The organism is Klebsiella sp. CSG-1 (assembly GCF_056521145.1).
The window spans coordinates 313,666-337,892 of record NZ_JBWNLD010000003.1 but is presented as its reverse complement, the minus strand read 5'-3'; the positions used below and the strand labels follow the sequence as shown (position 1 = coordinate 337,892).

The 24,227-nt window shown below is 58.0% G+C and carries 20 protein-coding genes and 1 pseudogene; 6 read left to right on the top strand and 15 right to left on the bottom strand.

Annotation, left to right across the window (positions count from 1 at the left end; translation table 11 throughout):
* Nucleotides 1-45: 45 nt before the first annotated feature.
* From AC007G_RS09630 to AC007G_RS09620, 3 genes are read right to left on the bottom strand one after another with little or no spacing between them, the layout of a single operon-like run.
* Complete coding sequence (locus AC007G_RS09630) at nucleotides 46-513, bottom strand: YehS family protein (RefSeq protein WP_142629992.1); 468 nt, start codon at nucleotides 511-513, stop codon at nucleotides 46-48.
* A gap of 53 nt (nucleotides 514-566) precedes the next feature.
* Nucleotides 567-1,286, bottom strand: a complete 720-nt coding sequence (btsR, locus tag AC007G_RS09625) for a two-component system response regulator BtsR (RefSeq protein WP_032686731.1) — start codon at nucleotides 1,284-1,286, stop codon at nucleotides 567-569.
* The gene (locus AC007G_RS09620) at nucleotides 1,280-2,968 is read right to left on the bottom strand and encodes a sensor histidine kinase (protein WP_032686730.1); all 1,689 of its coding nucleotides are present in this window, start codon (nucleotides 2,966-2,968) and stop codon (nucleotides 1,280-1,282) included. Before AC007G_RS09620 ends, btsR begins: the two co-directional genes overlap by 7 nt.
* A 209-nt stretch (nucleotides 2,969-3,177) precedes the next feature.
* On the opposite strand from AC007G_RS09620, the gene AC007G_RS09615 reads away from it, so the two are divergent.
* Both AC007G_RS09615 and AC007G_RS09610 read left to right on the top strand, forming a co-directional pair.
* The gene (locus tag AC007G_RS09615; protein ID WP_032686729.1) at nucleotides 3,178-3,909 is read left to right on the top strand and encodes a MerR family transcriptional regulator; all 732 of its coding nucleotides are present in this window, start codon (nucleotides 3,178-3,180) and stop codon (nucleotides 3,907-3,909) included.
* Between the two features lie 59 nt (nucleotides 3,910-3,968).
* Nucleotides 3,969-4,082 carry a protein YohO gene (locus tag AC007G_RS09610; protein WP_004103838.1) on the top strand — a complete coding sequence of 38 codons (114 nt, stop codon included), beginning with the start codon at nucleotides 3,969-3,971 and terminating at the stop codon, nucleotides 4,080-4,082.
* On the opposite strand, the gene AC007G_RS09605 is transcribed toward AC007G_RS09610, so the two are convergent.
* From AC007G_RS09605 to bglX, 5 genes are all read right to left on the bottom strand, one after another.
* Nucleotides 4,057-4,794: an ABC transporter permease gene (locus AC007G_RS09605; RefSeq protein WP_032686728.1), complete on the bottom strand. Its 738-nt coding sequence runs from the start codon at nucleotides 4,792-4,794 to the stop codon at nucleotides 4,057-4,059. The two genes, AC007G_RS09610 and AC007G_RS09605, sit on opposite strands and share 26 nt — an antisense overlap.
* The gene (locus AC007G_RS09600; RefSeq protein ID WP_032699133.1) at nucleotides 4,778-5,725 is read right to left on the bottom strand and encodes an ABC transporter ATP-binding protein; all 948 of its coding nucleotides are present in this window, start codon (nucleotides 5,723-5,725) and stop codon (nucleotides 4,778-4,780) included. The genes AC007G_RS09605 and AC007G_RS09600 overlap by 17 nt, the downstream gene beginning before the upstream one ends.
* Nucleotides 5,718-6,875 carry an ABC transporter permease gene (locus AC007G_RS09595; RefSeq protein WP_032695427.1) on the bottom strand — a complete coding sequence of 386 codons (1,158 nt, stop codon included), beginning with the start codon at nucleotides 6,873-6,875 and terminating at the stop codon, nucleotides 5,718-5,720. The genes AC007G_RS09600 and AC007G_RS09595 overlap by 8 nt, the downstream gene beginning before the upstream one ends.
* A gap of 7 nt (nucleotides 6,876-6,882) precedes the next feature.
* Nucleotides 6,883-7,800 carry a glycine betaine ABC transporter substrate-binding protein OsmF gene (gene osmF, locus AC007G_RS09590; protein WP_064384759.1) on the bottom strand — a complete coding sequence of 306 codons (918 nt, stop codon included), beginning with the start codon at nucleotides 7,798-7,800 and terminating at the stop codon, nucleotides 6,883-6,885.
* 201 nt (nucleotides 7,801-8,001) lie between these two features.
* A complete protein-coding gene (gene bglX, locus AC007G_RS09585; RefSeq protein ID WP_032699127.1) occupies nucleotides 8,002-10,299 on the bottom strand; it encodes a beta-glucosidase BglX in 2,298 nt (765 codons plus the stop codon).
* 193 nt (nucleotides 10,300-10,492) lie between these two features.
* Between bglX and dld the strand changes: the two genes are divergently transcribed.
* Entirely contained in the window at nucleotides 10,493-12,238 is a 1,746-nt protein-coding gene (gene dld, locus AC007G_RS09580) for a D-lactate dehydrogenase (RefSeq protein ID WP_032686723.1), read from the top strand.
* An 85-nt stretch (nucleotides 12,239-12,323) separates the two neighbouring features.
* Nucleotides 12,324-12,878, top strand: coding sequence for a GNAT family N-acetyltransferase (locus AC007G_RS09575; protein WP_004864731.1), 555 nt, complete (start codon nucleotides 12,324-12,326; stop codon nucleotides 12,876-12,878).
* Between the two features lie 39 nt (nucleotides 12,879-12,917).
* Here the strand turns inward: AC007G_RS09575 and pbpG are convergent, their stop codons facing one another.
* The gene (gene pbpG, locus AC007G_RS09570) at nucleotides 12,918-13,865 is read right to left on the bottom strand and encodes a D-alanyl-D-alanine endopeptidase (protein ID WP_032699124.1); all 948 of its coding nucleotides are present in this window, start codon (nucleotides 13,863-13,865) and stop codon (nucleotides 12,918-12,920) included.
* 223 nt (nucleotides 13,866-14,088) lie between these two features.
* A complete protein-coding gene (locus AC007G_RS09565; protein WP_032686721.1) occupies nucleotides 14,089-14,676 on the bottom strand; it encodes a Yip1 family protein in 588 nt (195 codons plus the stop codon).
* Between the two features lie 390 nt (nucleotides 14,677-15,066).
* Here AC007G_RS09565 and AC007G_RS09560 point away from each other — a divergent pair, with 390 nt between their 5' ends.
* A complete protein-coding gene (locus AC007G_RS09560) occupies nucleotides 15,067-15,636 on the top strand; it encodes a DedA family protein (protein WP_032686719.1) in 570 nt (189 codons plus the stop codon).
* A 65-nt stretch (nucleotides 15,637-15,701) separates the two neighbouring features.
* Here the strand turns inward: AC007G_RS09560 and mdtQ are convergent, their stop codons facing one another.
* The gene (gene mdtQ / locus AC007G_RS09555; protein ID WP_032695430.1) at nucleotides 15,702-17,141 is read right to left on the bottom strand and encodes a multidrug resistance outer membrane protein MdtQ; all 1,440 of its coding nucleotides are present in this window, start codon (nucleotides 17,139-17,141) and stop codon (nucleotides 15,702-15,704) included.
* Between the two features lie 123 nt (nucleotides 17,142-17,264).
* Here mdtQ and AC007G_RS09550 point away from each other — a divergent pair, with 123 nt between their 5' ends.
* Nucleotides 17,265-17,999, top strand: coding sequence for a class I SAM-dependent methyltransferase (locus AC007G_RS09550; RefSeq protein WP_047663316.1), 735 nt, complete (start codon nucleotides 17,265-17,267; stop codon nucleotides 17,997-17,999).
* 123 nt (nucleotides 18,000-18,122) lie between these two features.
* Here AC007G_RS09550 and AC007G_RS09545 read toward each other — a convergent pair whose 3' ends face one another.
* The 4 genes and pseudogenes from AC007G_RS09545 to AC007G_RS09530 all read right to left on the bottom strand — a co-directional run bounded on the left by AC007G_RS09545 (nucleotide 18,123) and on the right by AC007G_RS09530 (nucleotide 24,214).
* The gene (locus AC007G_RS09545) at nucleotides 18,123-19,517 is read right to left on the bottom strand and encodes a glycoside hydrolase family 1 protein (RefSeq protein WP_049267517.1); all 1,395 of its coding nucleotides are present in this window, start codon (nucleotides 19,515-19,517) and stop codon (nucleotides 18,123-18,125) included.
* A gap of 15 nt (nucleotides 19,518-19,532) precedes the next feature.
* Nucleotides 19,533-21,504 (bottom strand): annotated as a pseudogene (gene bglF, locus AC007G_RS09540) (PTS beta-glucoside transporter subunit IIABC).
* Nucleotides 21,505-21,536: 32 nt separating this feature from the next.
* Nucleotides 21,537-22,370 (bottom strand): transcriptional antiterminator BglG, encoded by an 834-nt coding sequence (gene bglG, locus AC007G_RS09535; protein ID WP_004864750.1) that lies wholly within the window; start codon nucleotides 22,368-22,370, stop codon nucleotides 21,537-21,539.
* Nucleotides 22,371-22,534: 164 nt separating this feature from the next.
* Nucleotides 22,535-24,214: a glycoside hydrolase family 43 protein gene (locus AC007G_RS09530; RefSeq protein ID WP_142629993.1), complete on the bottom strand. Its 1,680-nt coding sequence runs from the start codon at nucleotides 24,212-24,214 to the stop codon at nucleotides 22,535-22,537.
* Nucleotides 24,215-24,227: the final 13 nt, after the last annotated feature.

Sequence of the window (24,227 nt, the reverse complement as noted above, 5' to 3'; positions counted from 1 at the left end):
CGGCTAAGCATGGCGCAAGCCGGGACCGTTCAGCGGGCAGGTAATTCAGGACTTAGCGTGTACGCGCTCGGTCAGACCGCGCAGGAAATAGCGCAGAAACTGGTCACCGCATTCGCGGAAATTCTTATGATCCGGCGCACGCATCATGGCGGTAATTTCCGGCATCGACACGCGAAACTTCTGCTGGGTCAGAATGGCGAGGATATCATCGCTCTTCAGCGAAAAGGCAATGCGCAGCTTTTTCAACACGATATTGTTATTCACCCGGCGCTCAACCGCCAGCGGCGGAGCCGCCTCATCTTTGCCGCGCTTGTCGTAGATCAGGCCGTTAAGGAAGATCGACAGCATAATGTCCGGGCAGCGCTGGAAGCCCTCTTCGTCCTCCTTTTTCAGCCACGGTACCAGCTGCTCTGCGCTGACGACGGAATCGCCCAGCGCAAAAATGCGCACCAGGTCGTTATTATTGGTTTTCAGGGTGTAGCGCAGGCTACGTAAGATATCGTTACTGATCATAATGCCTTCATGATGAAAAATGCTGGCGCTAAGTCTACCATGATTCCGTCGTTTTACAGACCAATCGCCTCTTTCAGACTTTTTAAGTAGCGACGGCTCACCGGCACCGTTTGCCCGGCCCGCATCAGCAGCTCCGCCTGGCCGTTTTCCTCAAGGCGAATCTCTTTCAGGTGAGCCATATTCACCAGATATTGCCGATGACAGCGCAGCAGCGGCGTCCGACTCTCAAGGGTGCGTAAGGTCAGCTCGGTAAACCCCTCCTTCCCCTCGCGGTCGGTGACGTAAATTCCGCTCATCCGGCTGCTGACAAAGGCGACATCCTCCATCTGCAGCAGCCAGATGCGGCTGTGGCCGGTACAGGGAATATATTTCAGCGCCTGCTGGGTATCGTCGAGCAGCGAGATATCCTGCAGGCTGCGCTCCTGACGCAGGCGCACCAGGGTTTTCTCCAGCCGCTGGGCTTCGATGGGTTTCAGCAGATAATCAAAGGCATGCTCTTCGAAGGCCTTCACCGCATACTCGTCAAAAGCGGTCAGAAACACGATGTAAGGCCGGTGTTCAGGATCGAGCATCCCGACCATTTCCAGGCCGCTGATGCGCGGCATCTGAATATCGAGAAACAGCACGTCCGGGCGCAGCTTGTGCACCGCGCCAATCGCTTCCACCGCGTTGCCGCACTCCCCGACTATCTCAATGTCGCTGGCGGACTCCAGTAAAACACGCAGATTTTCTCGTGCCAGCGGTTCATCATCAACTATCAACACTTTTAACACGCATTCTCCTCCAGAGGCAGTCGCAGCGTGACGCGGGTGAAACGTTCCGCTTCACAGGTCACGGTAATGCCGCAGTCGGCGCCGAAGCGCGCCCGTAAACGGCGGTCCACCAGACTCATTCCCAGCCCGCTGGCGTTGGGATTGTGCTGGTACAGGCCGGCGTTATCCTCAATATCTAACTGCAGCCAGCGCTGGTGCTGGCTGGCGCGAATGGTAATTTCCCCTACCCCGAGATGCTGCGACGTGCCGTGTTTAATGGCGTTTTCAACAATGGGCTGCAGCGTAAACGCCGGCAGCTGATGGTGAGCCAGCGCGTCGGGCACCAGCATCTGAATCTGTAAATTGGCCTGGAAACGCGCTTTCTCAATTTGCAGATAAGCATTCACGTGCTCAATCTCATCCGCCAGCGTCACAAACTCCGACGGCCGCTTCAGATTCTTGCGGAAAAAGGTCGACAGGTACTGCACCAGTTGCCCGGCCTGATCGCTGTCGCGGCGAATCACCGCCTTCAGGGTATTCAAGGCATTAAACAGAAAATGGGGATTCACCTGCGCGTGGAGCAGCTTGATCTCCGATTGCGTCAGCAGCGCCTTCTGTCGTTCATACTGCCCGGCGAGGATTTGTGCCGACAGCAGCTGGGCGATCCCCTCCCCGAGCGTGCGGTTGATGGAGCTGAACAGGCGGTTTTTCGCTTCATACAGCTTAATGGTGCCGATCACCCGCTGGTTTTCACCGCGCAGCGGGATAACCAGCGTCGACCCCAGCTTACAGTTGGGGTGAATAGAACAGCGGTAAGGGACTTCATTGCCGTCGGCATACACCACTTCGCCGCTATCAATCGCTTTTTGCGTATAGGATGAAGAGATAGGTTTGCCCGGCAGGTGGTGGTCGTCGCCAATACCGGTAAACGCCAGCAGCTTGTCGCGATCGGTAATGGCCACCGCGCCGATATCGAGCTCCTGAATCAGCACCTGCGCCACCTTCATGCTATTCTCTTCGTTGAACCCCTGGCGCAGGATCCCCTCGGTCGAGGCCGCCACCTTGAGGGCGGTAGCGGAAAAAGCCGAGGTGTACTTCTCAAACATCGCCCGCTTATCCAGCAGGATACGCATAAACAGCGCGGCGCCCACGGTGTTGGTGACCATCATCGGCGCGGCGATGCTTTGCACCAGATGCAGCGCGTCCTGAAACGGCCGGGCGATCAGCAAAATGATCATCATCTGCACCAGCTCGGCAAAGAAGGTGATCGCGCCGGCGGTGAGCGGGCTGAAGACCTTATCCGGCCGCCCGCGCTTGACCAGCACGCTGTGGACCAGGCCGCCCAGCAGCCCTTCGACAATCGTCGAAACCATACAGCTTAATGCCGTCATGCCGCCGAGCGAGTAGCGATGCAGCCCGCCGGTCAGCCCCACCAGGCCGCCGACGACCGGGCCACCGAGCAGGCCGCCCATCACGGCGCCGATGGCGCGGGTATTGGCGATCGAGTCTTCGATATGCAGACCAAAATAGGTCCCCATAATGCAGAAAATGGAGAAGGTCACGTAGCACAGCAGCTTATGCGGTAGACGAACGGTCACCTGCATCAGCGGGATGAACAGCCGTGTCTTGCTCATCAGCCACGCAATGACCAAAAACACGCACATCTGCTGAAGCAGCAACAACACCAGATCAAACTCGTACATACCCACAGACCACGCTTCACTCGAAAGCGCGTAACATACACTGCCGGGTCATCACTTTCTTTGAAGCACTACAAGAAAATCGCAAATCATGGTCAGGATCACACTTCTTGCCCGCCTCCCGTCGATTAAGCGAACAAAAAATGAACGAATATTTCCTCTTCCGCAAACAGCTTCTACAGTTATAGGGGAGACTTTGCGGGAGGGAATATATGGCGCTTTATACAATTGGTGAAGTGGCTCAACTCTGTGACATCAACCCCGTAACGCTTCGCGCCTGGCAACGGCGCTATGGATTGCTGAAACCGCAGCGCACCGACGGAGGGCACCGCCTGTTTAACGAACAGGAAATTGACCGTATCCGCGAGATTAAGCGCTGGATTGATTCCGGCGTTCAGGTGGGTAAGGTCAAAACCTTGCTTAACGACAGCGCGAGTGGAGAAGAAGACGGCTGGCGGGAGCAGCAGGAGATTCTGCTGGGGTATCTCCACGACGGCAGCTACCACCGTTTGCGACTGTGGATCAAAGAGCGCAGCCATAGCTATACGGCGCTGACCCTGGTCAACCATCTGTTTATCCCCTTACGCCACCGCCTGCTCAGCCCGCAGCCGACGCTTACCGCGTTACGCAGCGTCCTCGACGGAATTCTCATTAACCATGTCGCGCACAGCCTCGCCAGCACCTGGAAACGTCCGGGCAGCCATGCGCTGGTGCTCGGCTGGAATGTCAACGACACCACGCGGCTGTGGCTGGAGGGTTGGATCGCCTGCGAACAAGGCTGGCGGGTCGATGTCCTCCCCCACTCTCTGACGCAGATCCGCCCCGATCTGTTTCCTGACAGCACCTTGCTGGTATGGTGCGGCGAAACCCCGACCCTGGCGCAGCAGGAGCAGCTCGAGGCCTGGCAGCAGCAGGGGCACGTTATCTGGCTAAATAGCAATTAATGTTTCATTAACACCTGTGCTTCACCGTATAATCCCTCCGTTAACATCAGGAGCCTATTATGAAGCCAGCGAAAATTGCGGTTATCACCCTCTTCTTATTCATGGCCATCAGCGGCATCGGCGGCGTCATGCTGGCCGGTTACTCGTTTATTGTACGCGGTGGTGTCGGCTGATTCGCCGGTTCAAGCGTTCAAAACCGCGATCGACGATAATCGCCGCCAGCGCCACCAGCAGCGCTCCCTGAATGACATAAGCCGTATTGAATCCGCTCAGGCCGATAACAATCGGCGTGCCGAGCGTATTCGCCCCGACCGTTGACGCAATGGTCGCCGTACCGATATTGACAATGGTCGATGTCCGGATACCGGCCAGCATCACTGGCGCGGCCAGCGGCAGCTCCACGCCGATCAGTCTCTGCCAGCCCGTCATGCCCATTCCTTTGGCGATACTCACTACCCCCGGCGGCACGGCGCTCAGCCCGGCCAGGGTCCCCTGCAGGACCGGCAATATGCCATACAGCGCCAGCGCAATCAGCGCAGGCTGCCAGCCAAACCCCAGTACCGGAACGGCAATCGCCAGCACCGCCACCGGCGGAAACGTTTGTCCCATCGCGGCAATGGTCTCCACCAATGGACGAAACTCGCGGCCTGCGGGACGCGTCACCGCCACCCCGGCCCCGACGCCCACCACCGTCGCAGCCAGGCTGGAAAACGCCACCAGCCAGCAATGGGCGAAAGTCAGGGCGACAAAACTCTCCTGCTGATACACCGGGCGCGGCAGCTCAGGAAATAGCGCGCTGAACAGCGGCGTGCTGTAAGGCAGCAGCAGCAAAATGGCGATAAACAGCGCCAGCAGCCACAGCAGCGGATCACGAAGTACGCGCATGCCGCACCTCCTCGCCGAGCAGATCGGCAAAATGCAGCGTTCCGCATGCCTCCCCCTGTTCATCCACTACCGGCAGGACTTCGCGGCGATGGGCAATAAACTGCGACAGCGCTTCGCGCAGCGTCATCGCGACGTTTAGCGTATCGCCGGCAAGCCGCTCATTGCGGCGCAGATAGTCGCCCACGCCGCGCAGCGACAGCAGCCGGACGCCCAGTTCGCTGCGGCCAAAAAAAGTCTCGACGAAGCTATTTTCAGGTTCGAGCAGCATCTGCAGCGGCGCCCCCTGCTGTATCACTTCGCCACCGTCCATCAGCACCAGGTGATCCGCCAGCCGCAGCGCCTCATCAATATCGTGAGTCACCAGAACAATCGTCCGCCCGAGCAGCCGATGGATGCGGATCATCTCCTGCTGGAGCGCTTCCCGGGTCACCGGATCCAGCGCGCCAAACGGTTCGTCCATCAGCAGAACTTCAGGATTAGCCGCCAGCGCCCGCGCCACGCCAACGCGCTGCTGCTGACCACCGGAGAGCTGATGCGGATAGCGCGTCCGCAGCGTCGGATCCAGCCCCAGCAGCGCCATTAACTCGTCAATGCGCGCGGCGATTTTGCGCTGCGGCCATTTTTGCAGTTGCGGGACGGTGGCGATGTTCTGCGCGACCGTCCAGTGCGGAAACAGGCCGATAGACTGAATGGCATAGCCCATCCGTCGACGCAGCGCCAGCACCGGCTGCTGGCGAATATCCTGCCCGGCAAAACGGATGGTGCCGCTGTCATGTTCGACCAGCCGGTTAATCATTTTCAGGGTGGTCGATTTCCCCGAGCCGGAGGTGCCGATCAGGACCGAGAATGCGCCTTCGCGCAGGTGCAGGTTCAGGTTTTTCACCGCCGGCAGCCCGGCGAAGGATTTGTTGACCTCGTTAAATTCAATCACCCGCCTCTCCTTTCAATAATGCTCCCCACAGCGCAAACAGCGCGTCGACGACCACCGCCAGCGCAATCGTCGGCATCACCCCCAGCAGTACCAGATCCAGGGCGCTGCTCAACAGCCCCTGGAAGACCAGCGCGCCAAACCCACCGGCGCCGATAAGGGCCGCGACCACCGCCATACCGACGGTTTGTACACTCACCACCCGCAGGCTGCGCAGCAGAACCGGCAGCGCCAGCGGCAGTTGCACGTGCCAGAAGCGCTGCGCGCCGCTCATCCCCATCGCCGCGGCGCTCTCCAGCGCATCGCGCGGTACCTGCTGTAAACCGGCCACCACCCCGCGAACCAGCGGCAGCAAGGCATACAGCACCAGCGCAATCAGCGCAGGCGTCATCCCGGTGCCGGAAATGCCTCGCTCAGCCAGCCCGGGAAAATGGCGGGCGAGACCGGCCAGCGGGGCGATCAGCAGGCCAAAGAGCGCCACCGAGGGAATGGTTTGAATAACATTGAGAAAGGTAAACACCGGGGCCTGCCACCGCGGCCGGCGCCAGAGGCCGATGCCCACCGGCAGCCCGATCAGCAGCCCCGGCAACAGCGTGCCAAACAGCAGGGTCAAATGTTGACGCAGCGCGTCATCAAACACCTCCTGACGGCTGGCATACTCTTTCAGTAGCGAGAGCTGATTCAGCGCTCCGCTGCCGAGCAGCACGCAGGGAATCAACCAGATTTGCACATTGAGCAGCCAGCGCCAGTGCGCCCGGCTGGTCAGACGCCGGATGGTCTCGCTGGCCAGCAGTAAGCACAGCGCCAGCGCCAGCCACAGGCCGCTTCCCGGCGAGGTGCGGGCCAGCGCGGAGCCGCTGTGCGCCAGCTGTACCGCCGCCTGTCCCGCCCCCCAGAACAGCAGCGCCAGCAACGCATCCAGCATGAGCAAACTGAGCAGCAGCGGCCTGCGTCCCGGTAGCCAGCAGAGAAGAACCAGCAGCAGCGCGCCGCAGACCTGCACCGCCGTCAACCACGGCGCGAGTTGCCAAAGCCAGCGCCCTTCCCCGGACAGCAGACGGTTAGGCGCATAGTTGACGAACGGCAGAGCAACCACCAGCAGCAGGAGACAGGCCAACAGCAGCGATACGCGGTTATAACAGCGAATAGCCACGGATAATCTACTTCAGCAGCCCTTTTTGCTGCAGATAATCTGCGGCAACTTTTTTCGCGTCCAGCCCTTCCACGGCAATGCTGGCATTGAGCTGTTGCAGCGTTTTCTCGTCAAGGCTGGCAAAGACCGGCTGCAGCCATTGCGCAATCTGCGGATAGGCTTTCAGCACCGCTTCGCGCACTACGGGGGTCGGGGCATAGATCGGCTGTACGCCCTGCGGATCGCTGAGCGTTTGCAGCCCCAGCGCCGCCACCGGCCCGTCGGTTCCGTAGGCCATTGCCGCATTCACCCCGGAAGTCTGCTGGGCCGCCGCTTTGATGGTCACCGCCGTATCGCCCCCCGCCAGCGACAGCAGCTGACTTTGCTTGAGCTTGAAGCCGTAGGCTTTTTCAAAGGCCGGGAGCGCATCCGGGCGTTCGATAAATTCGGCGGAGGCCGCGAGCTTAAAGTCGCCCCCTTTTTGCAGCCAGGCGCTGAGGTCGGCCAGCGAGGTCAGATGATTTTTTTCCGCCAGATCCTGACGCACGGCAATGGTCCAGGTGTTATTTGCCGGCGCAGGGGTCAGCCAGATAAGCTTATTCTTCTGCGCGTCGAGGGTTTTGACCTTCTCATATCCCTGCTGCGCGTTCTTCCACGCCGGATCGTTTTCGTCTTTAAAAAAGAAGGCGCCGTTGCCGGTATATTCCGGATAAATATCTAATTCCCCCGCCGTAATTGCCCCGCGCACCACCGGGGTGGTTCCCAGCTGGACCTTATTAACGGTTTTCACGCCATGACTTTCCAGAACCTGCAAAATAATATTGCCCAGCAGCGCCCCTTCGGTGTCAATTTTTGAGCCCACTTTGACCGGCTCCGCCGCCTGAAGCGGCAGGCTGACCAGCGCGACCAGCGCCAGCGCGCCTGACCAGATACTTGCCTTTATCATCCCCGCGTCCCTCTTTAATTTGCGCTCCATTAACAGGAGCTTAAGAGAAAAGCGTAGTTCATTTAGTGCATCCGGAAAAAGAAAAGGCCGAATATTCGGCCTTTGAGACTGACGACGACGCTGTTTTAAACATTGTCTCCGCGTTTCTGCCGGGCGGCGGCTGGCGCTTTACCCGGCCTGTGAAACGCGCGGCTTTCGCTGTTACAACAGCTCGAATTCACTCTGCTTCACGCGGGCGGAGTCGACGCCAATAAAGACGTTGAATTTGCCCGGCTCGGCGTCGTATTTCATTTTCTGATTCCAGAACTTCAGGGCGTCAATTTCAATCGGGAAGGCGACAGTTTGCGTCTCTCCCGGCTTGAGGGTCACGCGCTTGAAGCCGCGCAGCATTTTCACCGGACGGCTCATCGAAGCGGTCACATCCTGCAGATAGAGCTGAATCACCGTTGCCCCTTCGCGTTTGCCGGTATTGGTGACCTGCACGCTGGCGGTGACGCTACCGTCGCGCTGCATGGTCGGCGCCGACATTTTCACGTCGGAGACGCTAAAGGTGGTGTAGCTCAGGCCGTAGCCGAACGGGTACAGCGGGCCATTCGCTTCATCAAAGTAGCGGGAGGTGTATTTGTTCGGTTTGTCGGCATTGTACGGACGGCCGGTATTCAGGTGGCTGTAGTACACCGGAATCTGCCCCACCGAGCGCGGGAACGACATCGGCAGTTTACCGGACGGGTTGGCATCGCCGAACAGCACATCGGCAATGGCGTTACCGCCTTCGGTCCCGGCAAACCAGGTTTCGAGGATTGCGTCAGCCTGCTGATCTTCTTTCACCAGCGCCAGCGGACGACCGTTCATCAGCACCAGTACCAGCGGCTTGCCGGTGGCTTTCAGGGCGCTAATCAAATCGCGCTGGCTCTGTGGCAGGGTGATGTCGGTACGGCTGGAGGCTTCATGGGCCATGCCCTGCGCCTCGCCGACCACGGCCACCACCACGTCGGACTGCTTCGCCGCCGCCACCGCTTCATCGATCATCGCCTGCGGCGAGCGCGGATCGACCTGCACCGCTTTCTCATACAGGTTGAGGAAATCGACAATACCTTTATCGTTGGTGACGTTAGCGCCGCGGGCATAGATAACCTTGCCTTTGTCGCCCAGCGCGTCTTTGATGCCGGTCAGTACCGTCACCGACTGATCCGCCACCCCTGCCGCCGACCAGCTGCCCATCATGTCACGTTTGCTGTCGGCCAGCGGCCCGATAACCGCAACGGTCCCCGATTTTTTCAGCGGCAGCGTCTCCAGACGGTTCTTCAGCAGCACCAGACTTTGCTGCGCGACTTCGCGCGCTTCTTTGCGATGCAGGCGGCTTTCGGCGTTGGTATCCTGCGGGTCGGATCCCTGCGGACCGAGGTGGCTGTACGGATCGTTAAACAGCCCCATATCATATTTAACGTTGAGCACGTGGCGGGCGGCGTCATCCAGCTCAGCCATCGTCACTTTGCCGGATTTGACCAGCCCCGGCAGGTATTTGCTGTAGTACTCATCGCTCATACTCATGTTGATGCCCGACTTCAGCGCCACCCGCACCGCATCTTGCGGATCGGCAGCGACGCCGTGTTTGATCAGTTCTTTGATCGCGCCGTGATCGGAGACGGTGATGCCTTTAAAGCCCCAGTCATCGCGCAGCACCTCTTTCAACAGCCAGCCATCGGAGGTCGCCGGCGTGCCGTTCAACGAATTAAGCGCCACCATCACCGCACCGCTCCCGGCATCCAGCCCTGCTTTATACGGCGGCATATAGTCGTTGAACAGGCGCTGCGGGCTCATATCGACGGTGTTGTACTCTTTGCCCCCCTCCACCGCGCCATAGGCGGCAAAGTGCTTCACGCTGGTCATCACCGAGTAGCGATCCGCCGGGCTCTTGCCCTGCATCGACTCGACCATCGCCCGTCCCATTTCGGTGGTCAGATAAGTATCTTCGCCGAAGCCTTCCGAGGCGCGACCCCAGCGCGGATCGCGGGAGACGTCGACCATCGGCGCCCAGGTCATGTTGAGACCGTCGTCGGCGGCTTCATACGCCGAAATACGCCCCACCGTGTTAACCGCATCCAGGTTAAAGGAAGAGGCCAGACCCAGGCTTATCGGGAACACGGTACGCTGGCCGTGAATCACGTCATAGGCGAAAAACAGCGGGATTTTCAACCGGCTGAGCTGCATGACCTGGTCCTGCATCGCGCGGATATCCGGACGGGTCACGGTATTGAAAATTGCCCCGACCTGGCCGTCTTTGATCATCTCGCGGATCGCCTCTTTCGGGTTATCCGGCCCGACGCTGATCAGCCTTAACTGGCCAATTTTTTCATCGACGGTCATTTTCTTGAGCAGTTCACTCACGAACGCATCGCGGGCCTGCGGCGTTAGAGGGTGATTGCCGAACAGTTCATCCGCCAACGCGGGTTGCAGCGCCAGACTGACGGCGACGCCTATCGTGCAGAGCCATTTCATTGTTATCTCTCTTCTCTCAGGCCGGGGTTACGGCAAAACATAATAAAAACCGCAGTTTGCCATATATATAAACAAGACGCCTGCACAATGCTAAGGTTCTTCTCTGATTTTTCGACACATTCATGCACAAAATTGTCATACAAAGCGCTATGCTTAATCCCGATATTTTCGCTACCACCACAAGGAGTGGATCATGTCATCGGCACCAACATCGAATAATTCTGATTTTCTGGCGGAACTGGCAAGACTGGTTGGCTCCTCCCATCTGTTAACCGATCCGGCAAAAACCCAACGCTACCGTAAAGGTTTCCGCTCCGGCCAGGGCGACGCGCTGGCGGTGGTGTTCCCTGGAACCCTGCTGGAACTGTGGCGCGTGCTGAGCGCCTGTGTCGACGCCGATAAAATCATTTTGATGCAGGCAGCGAACACCGGACTGACCGAAGGTTCAACCCCAAGCGGCAACGACTATGACCGCGAGATAGTCATCATCAGCACCCTGCGCCTCGATAAGCTGCACCTGCTGGATAAAGGCGAACAGGTGCTGGCGTTTCCGGGCACCACGCTCTACTCGCTGGAAAAAGCGCTGAAGCCGCTGGGTCGCGAGCCGCATTCGGTGATCGGCTCTTCCTGCATCGGCGCCTCGGTGATCGGCGGGATCTGCAACAACTCCGGCGGTTCGCTGGTACAACGCGGCCCGGCCTACACCGAGATGTCGTTATTTGCGCAGATTGACGAAAACGGCAAGCTGCGGCTGGTGAACCACCTCGGGATTGATCTCGGCACCACGCCGGAACAGATCCTCAGCCGCCTCGACGACGACCGCATCAAGGACGATGATATTCAGCACGATGGCCGCCACGCCCATGACCACGATTACGTCACTCGCGTGCGCGACGTCAACGCCGACACCCCGGCGCGCTACAATGCCGACCCGGATCGCCTGTTTGAATCCTCCGGCTGCGCCGGCAAGCTGGCGGTCTTCGCCGCGCGCCTCGATACCTTCCCGGCGGAAAAACGCCAGCAGGTCTTTTACATCGGCAGCAATAGCCCGGCGGTGCTGACGGAGATCCGTCGTCATATTCTGGCAGAGTTTCAGCATCTGCCGGTGGCGGGTGAATACATGCATCGCGATATCTACGATATCGCCGAGCGCTACGGCAAAGACACCTTCCTGATGATCGATAAGCTCGGCACCGACAAAATGCCGTTCTTCTTCACCATGAAAGGCCGCACCGACGCCATGCTGGAGAAAGTGTCGCTGTTTAAGCCCCACTTTACCGACCGCTTCATGCAAAAGCTCGGACACGTCTTCCCGGCGCATCTACCGGAGCGGATGAAAAGCTGGCGCGATAAATATGAACATCACCTGCTGCTGAAAATGGCCGGCGATGGCATCGAAGAAGCCCAGACCTGGCTGACGGAATACTTCCGCGATGCCGAGGGCGATTTCTTTGCCTGCACCCCGGAAGAGGGGAGCAAAGCGTTTCTTCACCGCTTTGCCGCCGCAGGGGCCGCTATCCGTTACCAGGCGGTACACGCCGACGAGGTGGAAGATATCCTGGCGCTGGATATCGCCCTGCGCCGTAATGATACCGAGTGGTTTGAGCATCTGCCGCCGGAGATAGACAATCAGCTGGTGCATAAGCTCTATTACGGTCACTTTATGTGCCACGTCTTCCATCAGGATTACATCGTCAAAAAAGGCGTCGATGCCCACGAACTGAAAGAGAAGATGCTGGAACTGCTGAAAGCGCGCGGCGCGCAGTACCCCGCCGAGCATAACGTCGGCCATCTCTATGAAGCGCCGGAGAGCTTAAAGCAGTTCTACCGCCAGAATGACCCGACCAACAGCATGAACCCGGGGCTCGGAAAAACCAGTAAGCACAAGTACTGGGGTGAGCGCCAGGCGAACGGGAGTCACGGCGCTGAAGAGCACTAATCAGGGGTGACGAGTTACGGGATTCTGTATTACGCTGCACGCCGGAGAAACGCCTCTCCGGCAAACCTGGTTAAGGAGTCCCATCATGTCCGAAGCGGATATGTTACACGGCGCTGAATTAGAGATCCGCGAAGCCCTGCCCGATGACGCGCACGCCATCGCGGCGCTGTACGTCTGGCACGTGCTGAACGGACGCGCCTCCTTCGAAGATATTCCCCCGACCGTCGATGAAATGCGCAAGCGGATCAAAACCGTGCGTGACAACGGGCTGCCCTGGCTGGTAGCGCTGTGGCGTGGCACGATCGTCGGCTACTGCTACGCGACGTTTTACCGTCCTCGCCCCGCCTATCGCTATACGCTTGAAGAGTCGATTTATGTCGAGTCCGGCATGGGCGGACGCGGCATCGGCAGCGCCCTGCTCACGCAGCTGATTGCAAAGTGCGAACAGGGCCCGTGGCGGCAGATGCTGGCGATTATCGGCGACGGGCATAACAATGCCGGCTCGCTCGCCATTCACAAAAAATTTGGTTTTACCGTGGCGGGTCAGCTGCGGAGCGTCGGGTACAAGATGGGCGACTGGCGGGATACGTTAATTATGCAGCGCCAGCTCGGCGAGGGCGACTTAACCATACCGGAATAAAAAATCCCCCGCCCGCACGCGCGAGTCGGGGGAGAGGCATTAATCGTTTTGCGCGGTCTGCGTGCCGCCTTTCAGCATCGCATCCGCCATCTGCGCCTCACGCTGCTTTTTATAGCTCAGCGCGGAGGCCGGAACCGGCATCACCTTCCCGGTTTCAACCCAGGTACGCAGACGACTGGCGTCGGCGAAGTGAGTATATTTGCCGAACGCATCCATCACCACCAGCGCCACCGGGCGCTGATTAATCACCGTTCTCATGACCAGGCAGTGGCCCGCGGCGTTAGTAAAGCCGGTTTTGGTCAGCTGGATATTCCAGTTATCCCGATAGACCAGGTGGTTGGTGTTGCGAAACGGCAGCGTATAGGCTGGATGGGCGAAGGTGGCGGTGTCTTCTTTGGTAGTGCTCAGCTGACCGATCAGCGGATACTGCTCGGTGGCCATCAGCAGCTTCGTCAGGTCGCGCGCGGTCGATACGTTGTGAATCGACAGGCCCGTCGGCTCAACGTAGCGAGTATGGGTCATGCCCAGCGCCTGGGCCTTGGCGTTCATGGCGCGAATAAAGGCGTCATAGCCGCCGGGATAATGGTGGGCCAGGCTTGCGGCAGCGCGGTTTTCGGAGGACATCAGCGCCAGCAGCAGCATATTACGGCGGCTGATTTGGCTGTTCAGACGCACGCGTGAATAGATGCCTTTCATCTCCGGCGTGTGGCTGATATCCACGGTGAGCATCTCGTCTAACGGCAGATGCGCATCCAGCACCACCATCGCGGTCATCACTTTGGTGATCGACGCAATGGGACGAACCAGATCCGGCTGGCTCTGGTAAATAATCTTTTTGCTGGCGAGATCAACGATCATCGCACTGCCGGAAGCAATTTCCGGCTGCAGGGCCGTCGCGGCCACGGGGGTTTTTGCTATCGCCTGGGGCGCAAAAGGCACAGCCAGAAGCAAGGTCAGGCTGAGCAAAGAAACTCGAAATTTCGGCATCGTGAGCATTCTGAAAAGTATTCTTGCACGTTATTAACGTACGCTGCGTCGCCGGGAAACAGGCAACGCTGGCAAACCCTATCATACCCCGGCAGAACGCGACCTGACTAATAAGAATCGTGAGCAAATGCTGCATTGCCGGCATAAATATCCATTTATGCCGGCAATAGATTCACTCATCAAACGGTTCAGGCGACGGTCGCCTGAACCCTCAGCAACAGAATTAAAACAGTCGGTAGCCGTATCCCCAGAGAATAACGGTTATCGCCAGCAGGACTTCAAGCACCAGCACCCCGATGGCCAGGGTAGAACTGGCAAAGCTGAGCCCCTCCTCTTTATTAATGCTCAGGAAGGTCGGGATGCCGAGATACAGCAGGTAGCCGGTGTAACACAGCGCGATCGTCCCCACCAGCGCACACAGCCAGACCAGCGGATAAAGCGCTACCAGCCCGCTGAGAAACAGCGGCGTGGCGACATACCCGGCAAACACCATGCAGCGTTTAAGCGATGGCCGCTGCGGATAGTTTCTGGCCATCCACCAGATAATCCTCCCCATCACCGCGACCCCGCCCAGCATCACGGCATAGAACACCACCGCCAGCGCCAGACCGGTCATCAGCGAAAGTTTTACCACGGTGCCATCGCCAAAGTTCCAGCCAAGCTGCGTGGTGCCGATAAAGGCGCAGATAACCGGAACCGCAGCCATGACCAGCACATGGTGCGTATAGTGGTGCGAAATCGTCTCGTTTTCGCTCTTGATAACGCTCATCTCTTGATTCGGATGAGAGAATAATCCCCAGACATGGTTCATAGCATCCCCCTTGTCACGGCCTCGTACAGCACTGATCCAAGTATAATTCACCCTGAGCGATTAGTTTATGTACAGCAATAAAAATGCGCTATTCGCGCAGGCAGTTTGCAGGCGACAGTGCGGAGAAAGCGCAGCGTAGGCGTAGTTCGTGGAGATTTGATGCGGCTGGCTCCCCTTTCGGGCCGCCATCGCTCGTTGTGAGCCCTGCCCTGCTGCAAAATGACGAGCAAAACCGACCTGATGAGAGAGACGCTTAACCTCGTTTTAAGCCCCAGGGTGTATGATTAACCCATTGATGATTGATCCCGTTGATTCTTCACGCTGCACAACCGGCACGATTGGTCGCCAGACATGCGCGGAAGCATAAGGGGTAAGGGAGTTTATTTTTGTATGGATATCAATAACCTGATTTCCCATTATGGCTACGCTGCGCTGGTCATTGGCAGCATGGCGGAAGGTGAAACCATCACCCTGCTGGGCGGCGTGGCCGCGCATCAGGGTTTATTAAAATTTCCCCTGGTCGTTATCTCCGTTGCCCTGGGCGGGATGATTGGCGATCAGCTGCTGTATCTGCTGGGCCGACGTTTTGGCGGCAAGCTGCTAAAGCGCTTTTCCCACCATCAGGCGCGGATACGCAAAGCGCAGCGCATGATTCAGCGCCGCCCCTATCTGTTTGTGATTGGGACCCGTTTTATGTACGGTTTCCGGGTCATCGGGCCGTTATTGATCGGCGCCAGCCGCCTGCCGCCCAAAGTGTTCCTGCCGCTGAATGTTCTCGGCGCGCTGGTGTGGGCGCTGATATTCACCACGCTGGGCTATCTGGGTGGGGAGGCCATTGGACCGTGGCTGCATCATCTTGATGCGCATCTGAAGCACTGGATTTGGCTGATTCTGGTGGTCGCGCTGGTGGTGGCCGCGCACTGGTGGTTCAGACGCCGCGAGGCGAAAAAGAAAGAGTAGCGGCAACGGACAAAGCGCACCGGGGTAACCCCGATGCGCGGGTGAAGCCGGTCTGCGCCGGCGGTTTATTTTGTGGTCTGGTGGTAGCCGCCGCCCAACGCTGAGGTCAGCTGAATGCTGGCATCCAGCCACTGGCCGCGCAGGCGCAGCGCGGTAATACGCTCCTGCAGCGCAGGCAGTCTGGCCATACTGACACGTGACCCGGGAAGAATCCCGGCGCTCATGCGGGCCTCCGCCAGATTCACCGTCCGCTGCGCATCTTTTTCAACCTGCTGCTGCTGCTGGTTCTTCTCCATCAGAGTCTCAACCTGGCTGGCGGTCTTCGCCACCTGGTTCACCGCGTCAACAACCGCTTTGTTATATTTTGCCACCGACAGATTATTCTGCGCGCTGGCAATATCGAGGTTGGCATTCAGTCTGCCGCTATCAAAGACAGGCAGCGTCAAGCCAGCGGACAGCCCCATCTGCTGGGCGGAATGGCGGAACAGATCGCTGAGGTGCAGCGCATCCTGCTGCAGGAAGGCCATCAGGTTGATGTCCGGATAGAACGCCGCTTTCGCCGCATCAACCTCACTCAGCGAGGCCTCGATATACCAGTGGGCCACCTGCAGATCCGGGCGGCGCGCCAGCAGCTCATACCCCAACTCCGTCGGCATCTGCGCGCTCACCTGCGGCAGATTAACCGGATGCAGATTCAGCGCCTGACTCTGGCTGTTGGTCAGCGCCATCAGACGCGCTTCGATCTCTTTCATGTTGCCCGCAACGTCCGCCAGCTGCTGGTCGGTTTTACTGACATTGATATCGTTTTCAGCCCCTTCGGCCGAGTTGGTGATCCCGCGCTGATACAGCGCCTGGTCTACGCTGACAATATTATTCTGTTCGCTTTTCACCTGCTGGAGCACGGTTTTCACCGCGGCTTCGGTCTGCCACTGCCAGTAGAGTCGCGCCACGCTGCTGGCCAGCAGCTCGCGGGTTTGCGCCTCTTCCGCCACCTGCGCTTTGAGTTCACCGATGCGGGCTTTCACCAGCGCCCGGTTTTTCCCCCACAGATCGAGATCCCAGCCCGCCGTCAGGCCAAAGGTGCCGTTGGTGTACCAGGGCCCGGTATTGCCGTCGGTATCCGTTGCAAACGGCCCCATCAGCCCCTCCGCCGACATTTTCTGCCGTTCAACATTGGCAGAGAAATCCATCTCCGGCCCAAGACTGGCTTGCGACATACGTGCCTGGGCTTCCGCCAGCTTGATACGCTGATTGGCAATCTGCATATCCGGGGCATTCGCCAGGGCGCGCTGGATCAGATTATTCAGCTGCGGATCGTGGTAATCCTGCCACCAGTTGCTTTGCGGCCAGCCGTTTTTAACCGCTGCGGGCAGATCCATTGACACATGAGAGGCAGGTGTCTGCTGCTGCGGCGGAGCGCCAATATCATGGGACGGCGCGCAGCCAGCCAGAGCGATGACCAGGGGGAACCCAGCCAATACGCTTTTTCTCAGAGTAAGATTCATTAGACAGGTCAGGTAACTAAACAAGGTTGGTTATACTAAGTTAAATGAAATTAAGCCGTTTAGTAAAGTGTGTGACTAAACACCTGGATAATTAAAAATAATCAAATAATTCATGGAGTGATAATGAGCCAGAATATCTACGATGATCCTGATTTTTTTGCAGGATATGCCACTCTCGACCGATCGGTAAAAGGGCTTGACGGCGCGCCGGAGTGGCCGGCCATTCAACGTATGCTGCCACCTTTACGCGGCCTGCGCGTCGTCGATCTCGGCTGCGGCTACGGCTGGTTTTGCCGCTGGGCGCGTGAACAAGGTGCCGCGCAGGTGACCGGCGTTGATCTTTCCAGCCGGATGCTCGACCGCGCGCGCGAAATGGGCCAGGGGGACGATATTGACTACCGCTGTGAAGATTTGCAGAGGCTGACCCTGCCGGCCGACTCATGCGAGCTGGTCTACAGTTCGCTAGCTCTGCACTATCTCCCCGATGTCGCCCCGCTGTTCGCCGTGATTTACCAGGCGCTGACCCCCGGCGGCACGCTGCTCTTTTCCGCTGAACACCCTGTCTACACCGCCCCGCTACGCCAGGGCTGGCAGAAAGATGACGCCGGGCAGAAAATCTGGCCGGTGAGTCACTATCAGCAAGAGGGAGAGCGAATCAGCAACTGGTTTGCCGACGGGGTGAAAAAACAGCACCGGAAGCTGGCCAGCTGGATAAACCTGCTGATTGCCGCCGGTTTTGTGATTGAGCATCTCGATGAATGGGGGCCAACGGCGGAGCAAATCGCCGCCCAGCCGGGGCTGGATGAGGAAAAAGAGCGGCCGATGATCTTTCTGCTGCGCGCCCGCAAGCCGGCATAATAAGCGCAAGGCCCGGAGAATATCCGCGCCTTGTGCGGGGTGAGGAGGCGATTTTAGCGACGGTGCTCGCCTCTCTGTCGGAGGGCGCTAACGCCTTGCCTGGCCACCAAAGCCATCAGGCAATCACTCTTTTAAGCTGCCGCCATGGCTGGCAATCACCTCTTTGTACCAGTAGAAGCTTTTCTTCTTGCTGCGCGCCAGGGTTCCGTTGCCGTTATCATCGCGATCGACGTAGATAAAGCCATAACGTTTGGACATCTCCGCTTTCGAAGCGCTGACAAGGTCGATGGGCCCCCAGCTGGTAAAGCCCAGCAGCTCCACGCCGTCTTCAATGGCTTCTCGCGCCTGCACCAGATGGTCGTTCAGGTAGCTGATACGGTAGTCATCGTTAATGCTGCCGTCAGCTTCAACGGTATCTTTCGCCCCCAGTCCGTTTTCAACGATAAACAGCGGCTTCTGATAGCGATCCCACAGCACGTTAAGCAGCGTCCGCAGACCCAGAGGATCGATCTGCCAGCCCCACTCGGAGCTTGCCAGATGCGGGTTCGGCACCATGCTGAGAATATTGCCACGCGCCTTTTTGTTCAGCTCCTCGTCGGCGGTGACACAGCCGGTCATGTAATAGCTGAAGGAGATAAAATCGACGGTCTCTTTCAGCGCCGCGCGGTCGGCATCGGTGATGGTAATATTCATTCCCTGGTCGCGGAAGTAGCGCAGCATGTAGCCCGGATACTCGCCCCGGCACTGCACGTCGCCGAAGAACTGCCAGCTGCGATTCTGTTGCAGGGTTTCAAAGATGTCTTCCGGTTTACAGCTGAGCGGGTACATTAAACCGCCCAGCAGCATATTGCCGATTTTGCCCTCGGGCACTATCTCATGACAGGCTTTTACCGCCAGGGCGCTCGCCACCAACTGATGGTGAATGGCCTGATAGACCGCCTCTTTACTGCTCCCTTCCGGCAGGCCGACGCCGGTCATCGGGGCATGCAAGGACATATTGATTTCGTTAAAGGTCAGCCACAGCTTGACCTTGTCTTTATAGCGGGCAAACACCGTTCTGGCGTAGCGTTCGAAGAAACCAATCACCTCGCGGCTGCCCCAGCCGCCGTAGTTTTTCACCAGCGCCCACGGCATTTCATAGTGCGATAGCGTCACCAGCGGCGTGATATTGTGCTGAGCCATTTCAGCAAACAGCCGGTCGTAAAAGGCCAGCCCGGCCTCATTTGGCTCGGCATTGTCGCCGTCGGGGAAAATCCGCGTCCAGGCAATCGACACCCGCAGGCAGTTGAAGCCCATCTCCGCAAACAGACGGATATCTTGCGGGTAGCGATGGTAAAAATCGATCGCGATATCTTTGATACCGCTATCGCCCGGCACGCGTTCAACGACGTCGCCAAAGACGCCATGCGGCTGTACATCTGAGGTTGATAATCCTTTGCCATCTTCCAGATACGCGCCTTCCACCTGGTTTGCCGCGGTTGCGCCGCCCCATAAAAACGTCTGCGGGAATCTCTTCATCTTTCTCTCCTCTGATTAATGGCTGACGGACAACAGCGGCTGGCCGGCATCAACCACGCTGGTGGATTCGATGTCTACGGAACGATAATCGTCGCTGTTGCTGATAATAATCGGGGTCGCCAGGTCATAACCGGCGTCCAGAATGGCCTGGCGATCAAATTCGAGCAGCAAATCACCGGCTTTGACCTTATCGCCTTCTTTAACATGGGCGGTAAACGGCGCGCCATCGAGTTTCACGGTGTCAATACCGACATGGATTAACAGCTCAATGCCGCTATCGCTGAGCAGGCCAATCGCGTGCCTGGTCTGAAATAGTGACGCCACCTCTCCGGAGAACGGCGCAATCACTTTGCCGACGGCGGGAATGATCGCCACGCCTTTTCCCAGCAGACCGCTGGCAAAGGTGCTATCGGGGACCTGATCCAGCGCCAGTACGGTACCGGACATCGGGGCAAGAATATCGTTTTCCGATACCGGGGCAAGCGGAACGTCCGCTGCTTCCGTCCGGCTCACCGGCAGTCCGGCGATAAAGGTCAGCGCGCAGGAGATAACCAGTGCAGCCACGATACCAATCGCTCCGCCCCATACGGTGTCGTCGATCCCGTGCGGCGGAATCATCTGCGCGAGGGTGAAAATATTGGCAAAGCCAAAGGAGTAGACGTGGCTGTCGCTCAGCCCAACGATGGCTCCACCGATGGCACCGGCCACACAGCCAAAGATAAACGGGCGACGCAGCGGCAGAGTCAGGCCATAAATCGCCGGTTCGGTGATGCCAAAGATCCCGGCGGATACCGCAGAGCCGGCCAGCACTTTTTGCCGCGCATCGCGGGTGCGAAGGAATATTCCCAGCGCCGCCCCGACCTGCCCCATCACCGCCGGCAGCAGCATCGGCAGCATCGAGTCCTGTCCCAGCACCGTCAGATTATTAATCATCAAGGGGATCAACCCCCAGTGCAGGCCAAAAATAACGCAGACCTGCCACAGCGCCCCCATCGCCGCGCCCGCCAGCCACGGCGCGACCGTGTAGATAATCTGGTAGCCGTGGGCCAGCAGTTGACTTAGCCAGGTGGCCACCGGACCGATAGCGAGGAAGGTCAGCGGAACCACTACGGCGATGCAAAACAGCGGCGTAAAGAAGTTTTTCATTGCTGAAGGGAGCAGCGCATTGCTTTTGCGCTCCAGCCAGCAGCTCACCCACGATGCGAGGATAATCGGGATCACCGAGGAGCTGTAGTTGATAAAGGTCACCGGGATGCCGAGAAAGTACGCCGCCTCCGAGCCGGGCTGCTGGGCCGCATCAAAAGCCTGAATCATCATCGGATGGGTCAACGCCCCGCCGATCACCATGGTAATAAACGGATTACCGCCGAATTTTTTCCCGGCGGTATAGCCCAGAAACAGCGGGAAGAAAAAGAACAGCGCGTCGCTGGCGGCAAACCAGATTTTATAGGTCCCCTGCTGCGGAGTCAGCCAGCCGCAAACCACCGCCAGCGCCAGCAGCCCTTTCAGGATCCCCGAGGCCGCCAGTACGCCGATAAACGGCGTGAAAATGCCGGAAACCACATCAATCACCTGGCCAAGCACCGAGGTTTTGTCCCCGGAACTGGCCACCGGTTCGCTGTCGTCCGTCAGACCCGCTTCATTGCGTACCGCCTGCCAGACATCGTGGACGTGGTTACCGATCACCACCTGAAACTGGCCACCGCTTTCCACCACCATGATGACGCCAGGGTTTGTCTTCAGTCCTTCCGCGTCCGCCTTCTTGTTCTCTTTGAGCTTAAAGCGCAGCCGTGTGGCGCAGTGAACCAGACTCACGATATTCTCTTTGCCACCAACCCGGCTAAGAATATCCTGCGCGAGTGCTTTATATTCCATGCTGTTTTCCTTACTTCCGCTGCCCGCAGGCAACCGTGACTGAGTATAAAAATAAAAAAAACCCGAGAACCACGCCGGATATGGCGTCGCGCTCAGGTTTTGCCTGCGTTATGCAGTAACAATCCAGTTTTCAGATAAAGGGAGTTAACGCCCTTCTTTTCTCACCCGCTCGATATGGATGGCGAGAAACATAATTTCTTCCGTCGTCAGCGACCGCTGATAGCTTTTCTGTAGATGAATCGCGACGGTTTCTGCACATTTCCACGCTTTGGCGTAGTTATCTTTCACCGCACTGTGCAAGGTGACATCATCATCTGCGACCACCGTGCGCGTCAGCATCCGCTGGGCGAAAAACTTCAGGTGAGTGACAAAGCGCTGGTAGCTCAGCGACTCTTCGTCATAGTTCAACTGCAGTTGATACTTCACCAGCTGCAGGATTTCCTGCATTACCCGGGTGACATGCATCACTTCCGGCATTTCGCTGTTGAGCTGCGCGGTGACCAGGTGCAGCGCAATAAACCCGGCCTCATCTTCGGCGAGCTCAACGCCGAGCCGCCTGGCGATAATCGCCCGCGCCTCCTGCCCGAGCTCAAATTCCTTCGGATAAAGCCGCTTAATTTCCCACAGCAGTACGTTGCGGATCGTCACCCCATTCTTTTGCCGTTCAATGGCAAAATGGCAGTGATCGGTCAGGGTGATATACAGGCTCTCCTGCAACTTACCTAACCGCCCGCGCGCCAGTTCAATAATCCGATCGCAGGTGGTCATCACTTCTAACGGTATCTGACTGAGTAATTCACCTAAACGGCCAACCAGTTCATCGCTCTGTAGCGCGAAGATCTTTTCAATTTTACTTTCGTCCAGTGAGTCGCCGACGCGTTTCTGAAAGGCTAGCCCTCGCCCCATCACCACCTGTTCGCGTCGCTGCTCATCTAAAACAACCACCACATTATTATTAAGAACTTTGGCGATTTGCATATGAACCCCAGAAACAAAAAAACCTGACCCCCGACAAATGCCGGGAAATCAGGTTTTGCCTGCCGAAGCAGTAGCAATCCAACACCCGCACTGTAGCAATTTCTTCCGCCGTCTCAACCCGCGAAGCAGAAAAACGTGATACGGATCGCGACTAATCCACTTATCTACTCCGGTTGTGGTAACGAGCGCTGCTCAAAGGCGCGGTATTCCAGCGAATAAAACGACGCCTGTCGCCGATGGTAGGCGGAATCCACACAGCCAATACCGACAAACGCGCCGGTAAATTCGCCATAGCGGCTGTATTCATCAGAAAACAAGACGGTGCTGTAGGTCTGGCCTATGGCGTGGAAGGTCTGATTGTCTGGCGACCAGAAAAACCGCGTCGACTTTCCGTCAATCGCCAGCCGCAGATAAACCGGGCCATCCACGCCGGACACCGTTGCCAGATGATCTTCCCGCTTCAGACCGTTATCGACATGAATAATATAAAAACGTGAGCAGCGCTGCCGATCGTCAAAGGTTTTCTGCAGGAACAGATAGTTCATGTTGTCGTAGTACAGCACCAGTCCGGCGCTGTGCTGGAACACCTCGGGTTGAAAATCCATGCATGCCGTCAGCGTGGCGTACACCGAGGTCAGTTTCCGCGCCAGCAGACTGACGCAGTTCTCAGAACACAGCGACTCCTGACCGCGTAGCGACAGATACCCTTCTTCGGGCGCATAGCGCGTGAAGTCCGCAGCCGGAATGCGCGGCGCGTACCACTCCGGCGACAATCCCTGCGCAGAAAAATCAACCCGCTCAACCCGTTCAGCCTGCTCATCAACCGCGGTCGATGGCCCTATTTCGACATATTCCTGCGCCAGGTTGCCGCCCGCACTCAGGCGCAGCCACCCCTCCGGAGTCCAGCGCATTTTTTGAAGTGCGGTCTCTCGTCCCAGCGTACAAGCCAGTTCCGGAAGCAGCGGTCGGGCGCACAGGTGGGCTACGATGACATTCCCATGATCATCTTCGACATAGCTGGCGTGACCGGATTTTTGCAGCGCCGATGCCGGATTAAAACACTCCCGCCGCAGATAGTCTTTATCAAACGCCGATGCGGAGGTTTTCTCGATATGCACCGGCTTTTGCAAATCCTCCGCTCGCGCCGAGGTTAGCAGCGGGCTTTGCGGATCTTTTTCATAAGGGCCCAGAATATGCCGCGCCCGTCCGAGGGTTACGCAGTGGCCGTAGCCAGTGCCGCCCTCGGCACACATAATGTAATAATAGCCATTGCGCCGGGTGATATGCGCCCCTTCCGCCATGCCATACACCCCTTGCCAGATCCGCTGCGGATAGCCAACCGGCGCTTTCGCCAGCGGATCGTACTCCACGATCGAGATCGCCCCGCTATAGTCATCCCGGGTCTCCCAATCGACGGCGACGATCCATTTTCTACCGTCATCGTCGTGGAAAACAGAGGCGTCATAGCCCACGGAGTGGATATAGACCGGCTCGCTCCATGGACCGCTAATCTCCGCGGCGGTGACCAGATAGTTATCGACATCAAAATAGCGGCCATTCATGGCGTTCATGATGCCGTAAACCACGTAAAAGAGCTGGTCGGCTTCACACCAGGTGAGACACGGCGCCCAGATACCTTTGGCGGAGCGCAGCTTGCGCAGATCCAACGTTTGCGGATCGTTGAGCACATGGGTGCGTAACGTCCAGTTCTCTAAATCGGTGGAATGATAGACCGGAATACCAGGAAACCATTCGAATGACGAAACGGCAATATAATAGTCAGCGCCCCGCCGACAGATTGCCGGATCAGGATTAAAACCACCTAATACTGGATTTTTAATCATTAACCACGTCCTT

Excerpts from the sequence above, each read along its gene's own strand:
- AC007G_RS09630 (WP_142629992.1), bottom strand. The coding sequence starts at position 513 with ATGATCAGTAACGATATCTTACGTAGCCTGCGCTACACCCTGAAAACC.
- AC007G_RS09620 (WP_032686730.1), bottom strand. The coding sequence starts at position 2,968 with ATGTACGAGTTTGATCTGGTGTTGTTGCTGCTTCAGCAGATGTGCGTG.
- AC007G_RS09615 (WP_032686729.1), top strand. The coding sequence starts at position 3,178 with ATGGCGCTTTATACAATTGGTGAAGTGGCTCAACTCTGTGACATCAAC.
- AC007G_RS09610 (WP_004103838.1), top strand. The coding sequence starts at position 3,969 with ATGAAGCCAGCGAAAATTGCGGTTATCACCCTCTTCTTATTCATGGCC.
- AC007G_RS09605 (WP_032686728.1), bottom strand. The coding sequence starts at position 4,794 with ATGCGCGTACTTCGTGATCCGCTGCTGTGGCTGCTGGCGCTGTTTATC.
- osmF (WP_064384759.1), bottom strand. The coding sequence starts at position 7,800 with ATGATAAAGGCAAGTATCTGGTCAGGCGCGCTGGCGCTGGTCGCGCTG.
- bglX (WP_032699127.1), bottom strand. The coding sequence starts at position 10,299 with ATGAAATGGCTCTGCACGATAGGCGTCGCCGTCAGTCTGGCGCTGCAA.
- dld (WP_032686723.1), top strand. The coding sequence starts at position 10,493 with ATGTCATCGGCACCAACATCGAATAATTCTGATTTTCTGGCGGAACTG.
- AC007G_RS09575 (WP_004864731.1), top strand. The coding sequence starts at position 12,324 with ATGTCCGAAGCGGATATGTTACACGGCGCTGAATTAGAGATCCGCGAA.
- pbpG (WP_032699124.1), bottom strand. The coding sequence starts at position 13,865 with ATGCCGAAATTTCGAGTTTCTTTGCTCAGCCTGACCTTGCTTCTGGCT.
- AC007G_RS09565 (WP_032686721.1), bottom strand. The coding sequence starts at position 14,676 with ATGAACCATGTCTGGGGATTATTCTCTCATCCGAATCAAGAGATGAGC.
- AC007G_RS09560 (WP_032686719.1), top strand. The coding sequence starts at position 15,067 with ATGGATATCAATAACCTGATTTCCCATTATGGCTACGCTGCGCTGGTC.
- mdtQ (WP_032695430.1), bottom strand. The coding sequence starts at position 17,141 with ATGAATCTTACTCTGAGAAAAAGCGTATTGGCTGGGTTCCCCCTGGTC.
- AC007G_RS09550 (WP_047663316.1), top strand. The coding sequence starts at position 17,265 with ATGAGCCAGAATATCTACGATGATCCTGATTTTTTTGCAGGATATGCC.
- AC007G_RS09545 (WP_049267517.1), bottom strand. The coding sequence starts at position 19,517 with ATGAAGAGATTCCCGCAGACGTTTTTATGGGGCGGCGCAACCGCGGCA.
- bglG (WP_004864750.1), bottom strand. The coding sequence starts at position 22,370 with ATGCAAATCGCCAAAGTTCTTAATAATAATGTGGTGGTTGTTTTAGAT.
- AC007G_RS09530 (WP_142629993.1), bottom strand. The coding sequence starts at position 24,214 with ATGATTAAAAATCCAGTATTAGGTGGTTTTAATCCTGATCCGGCAATC.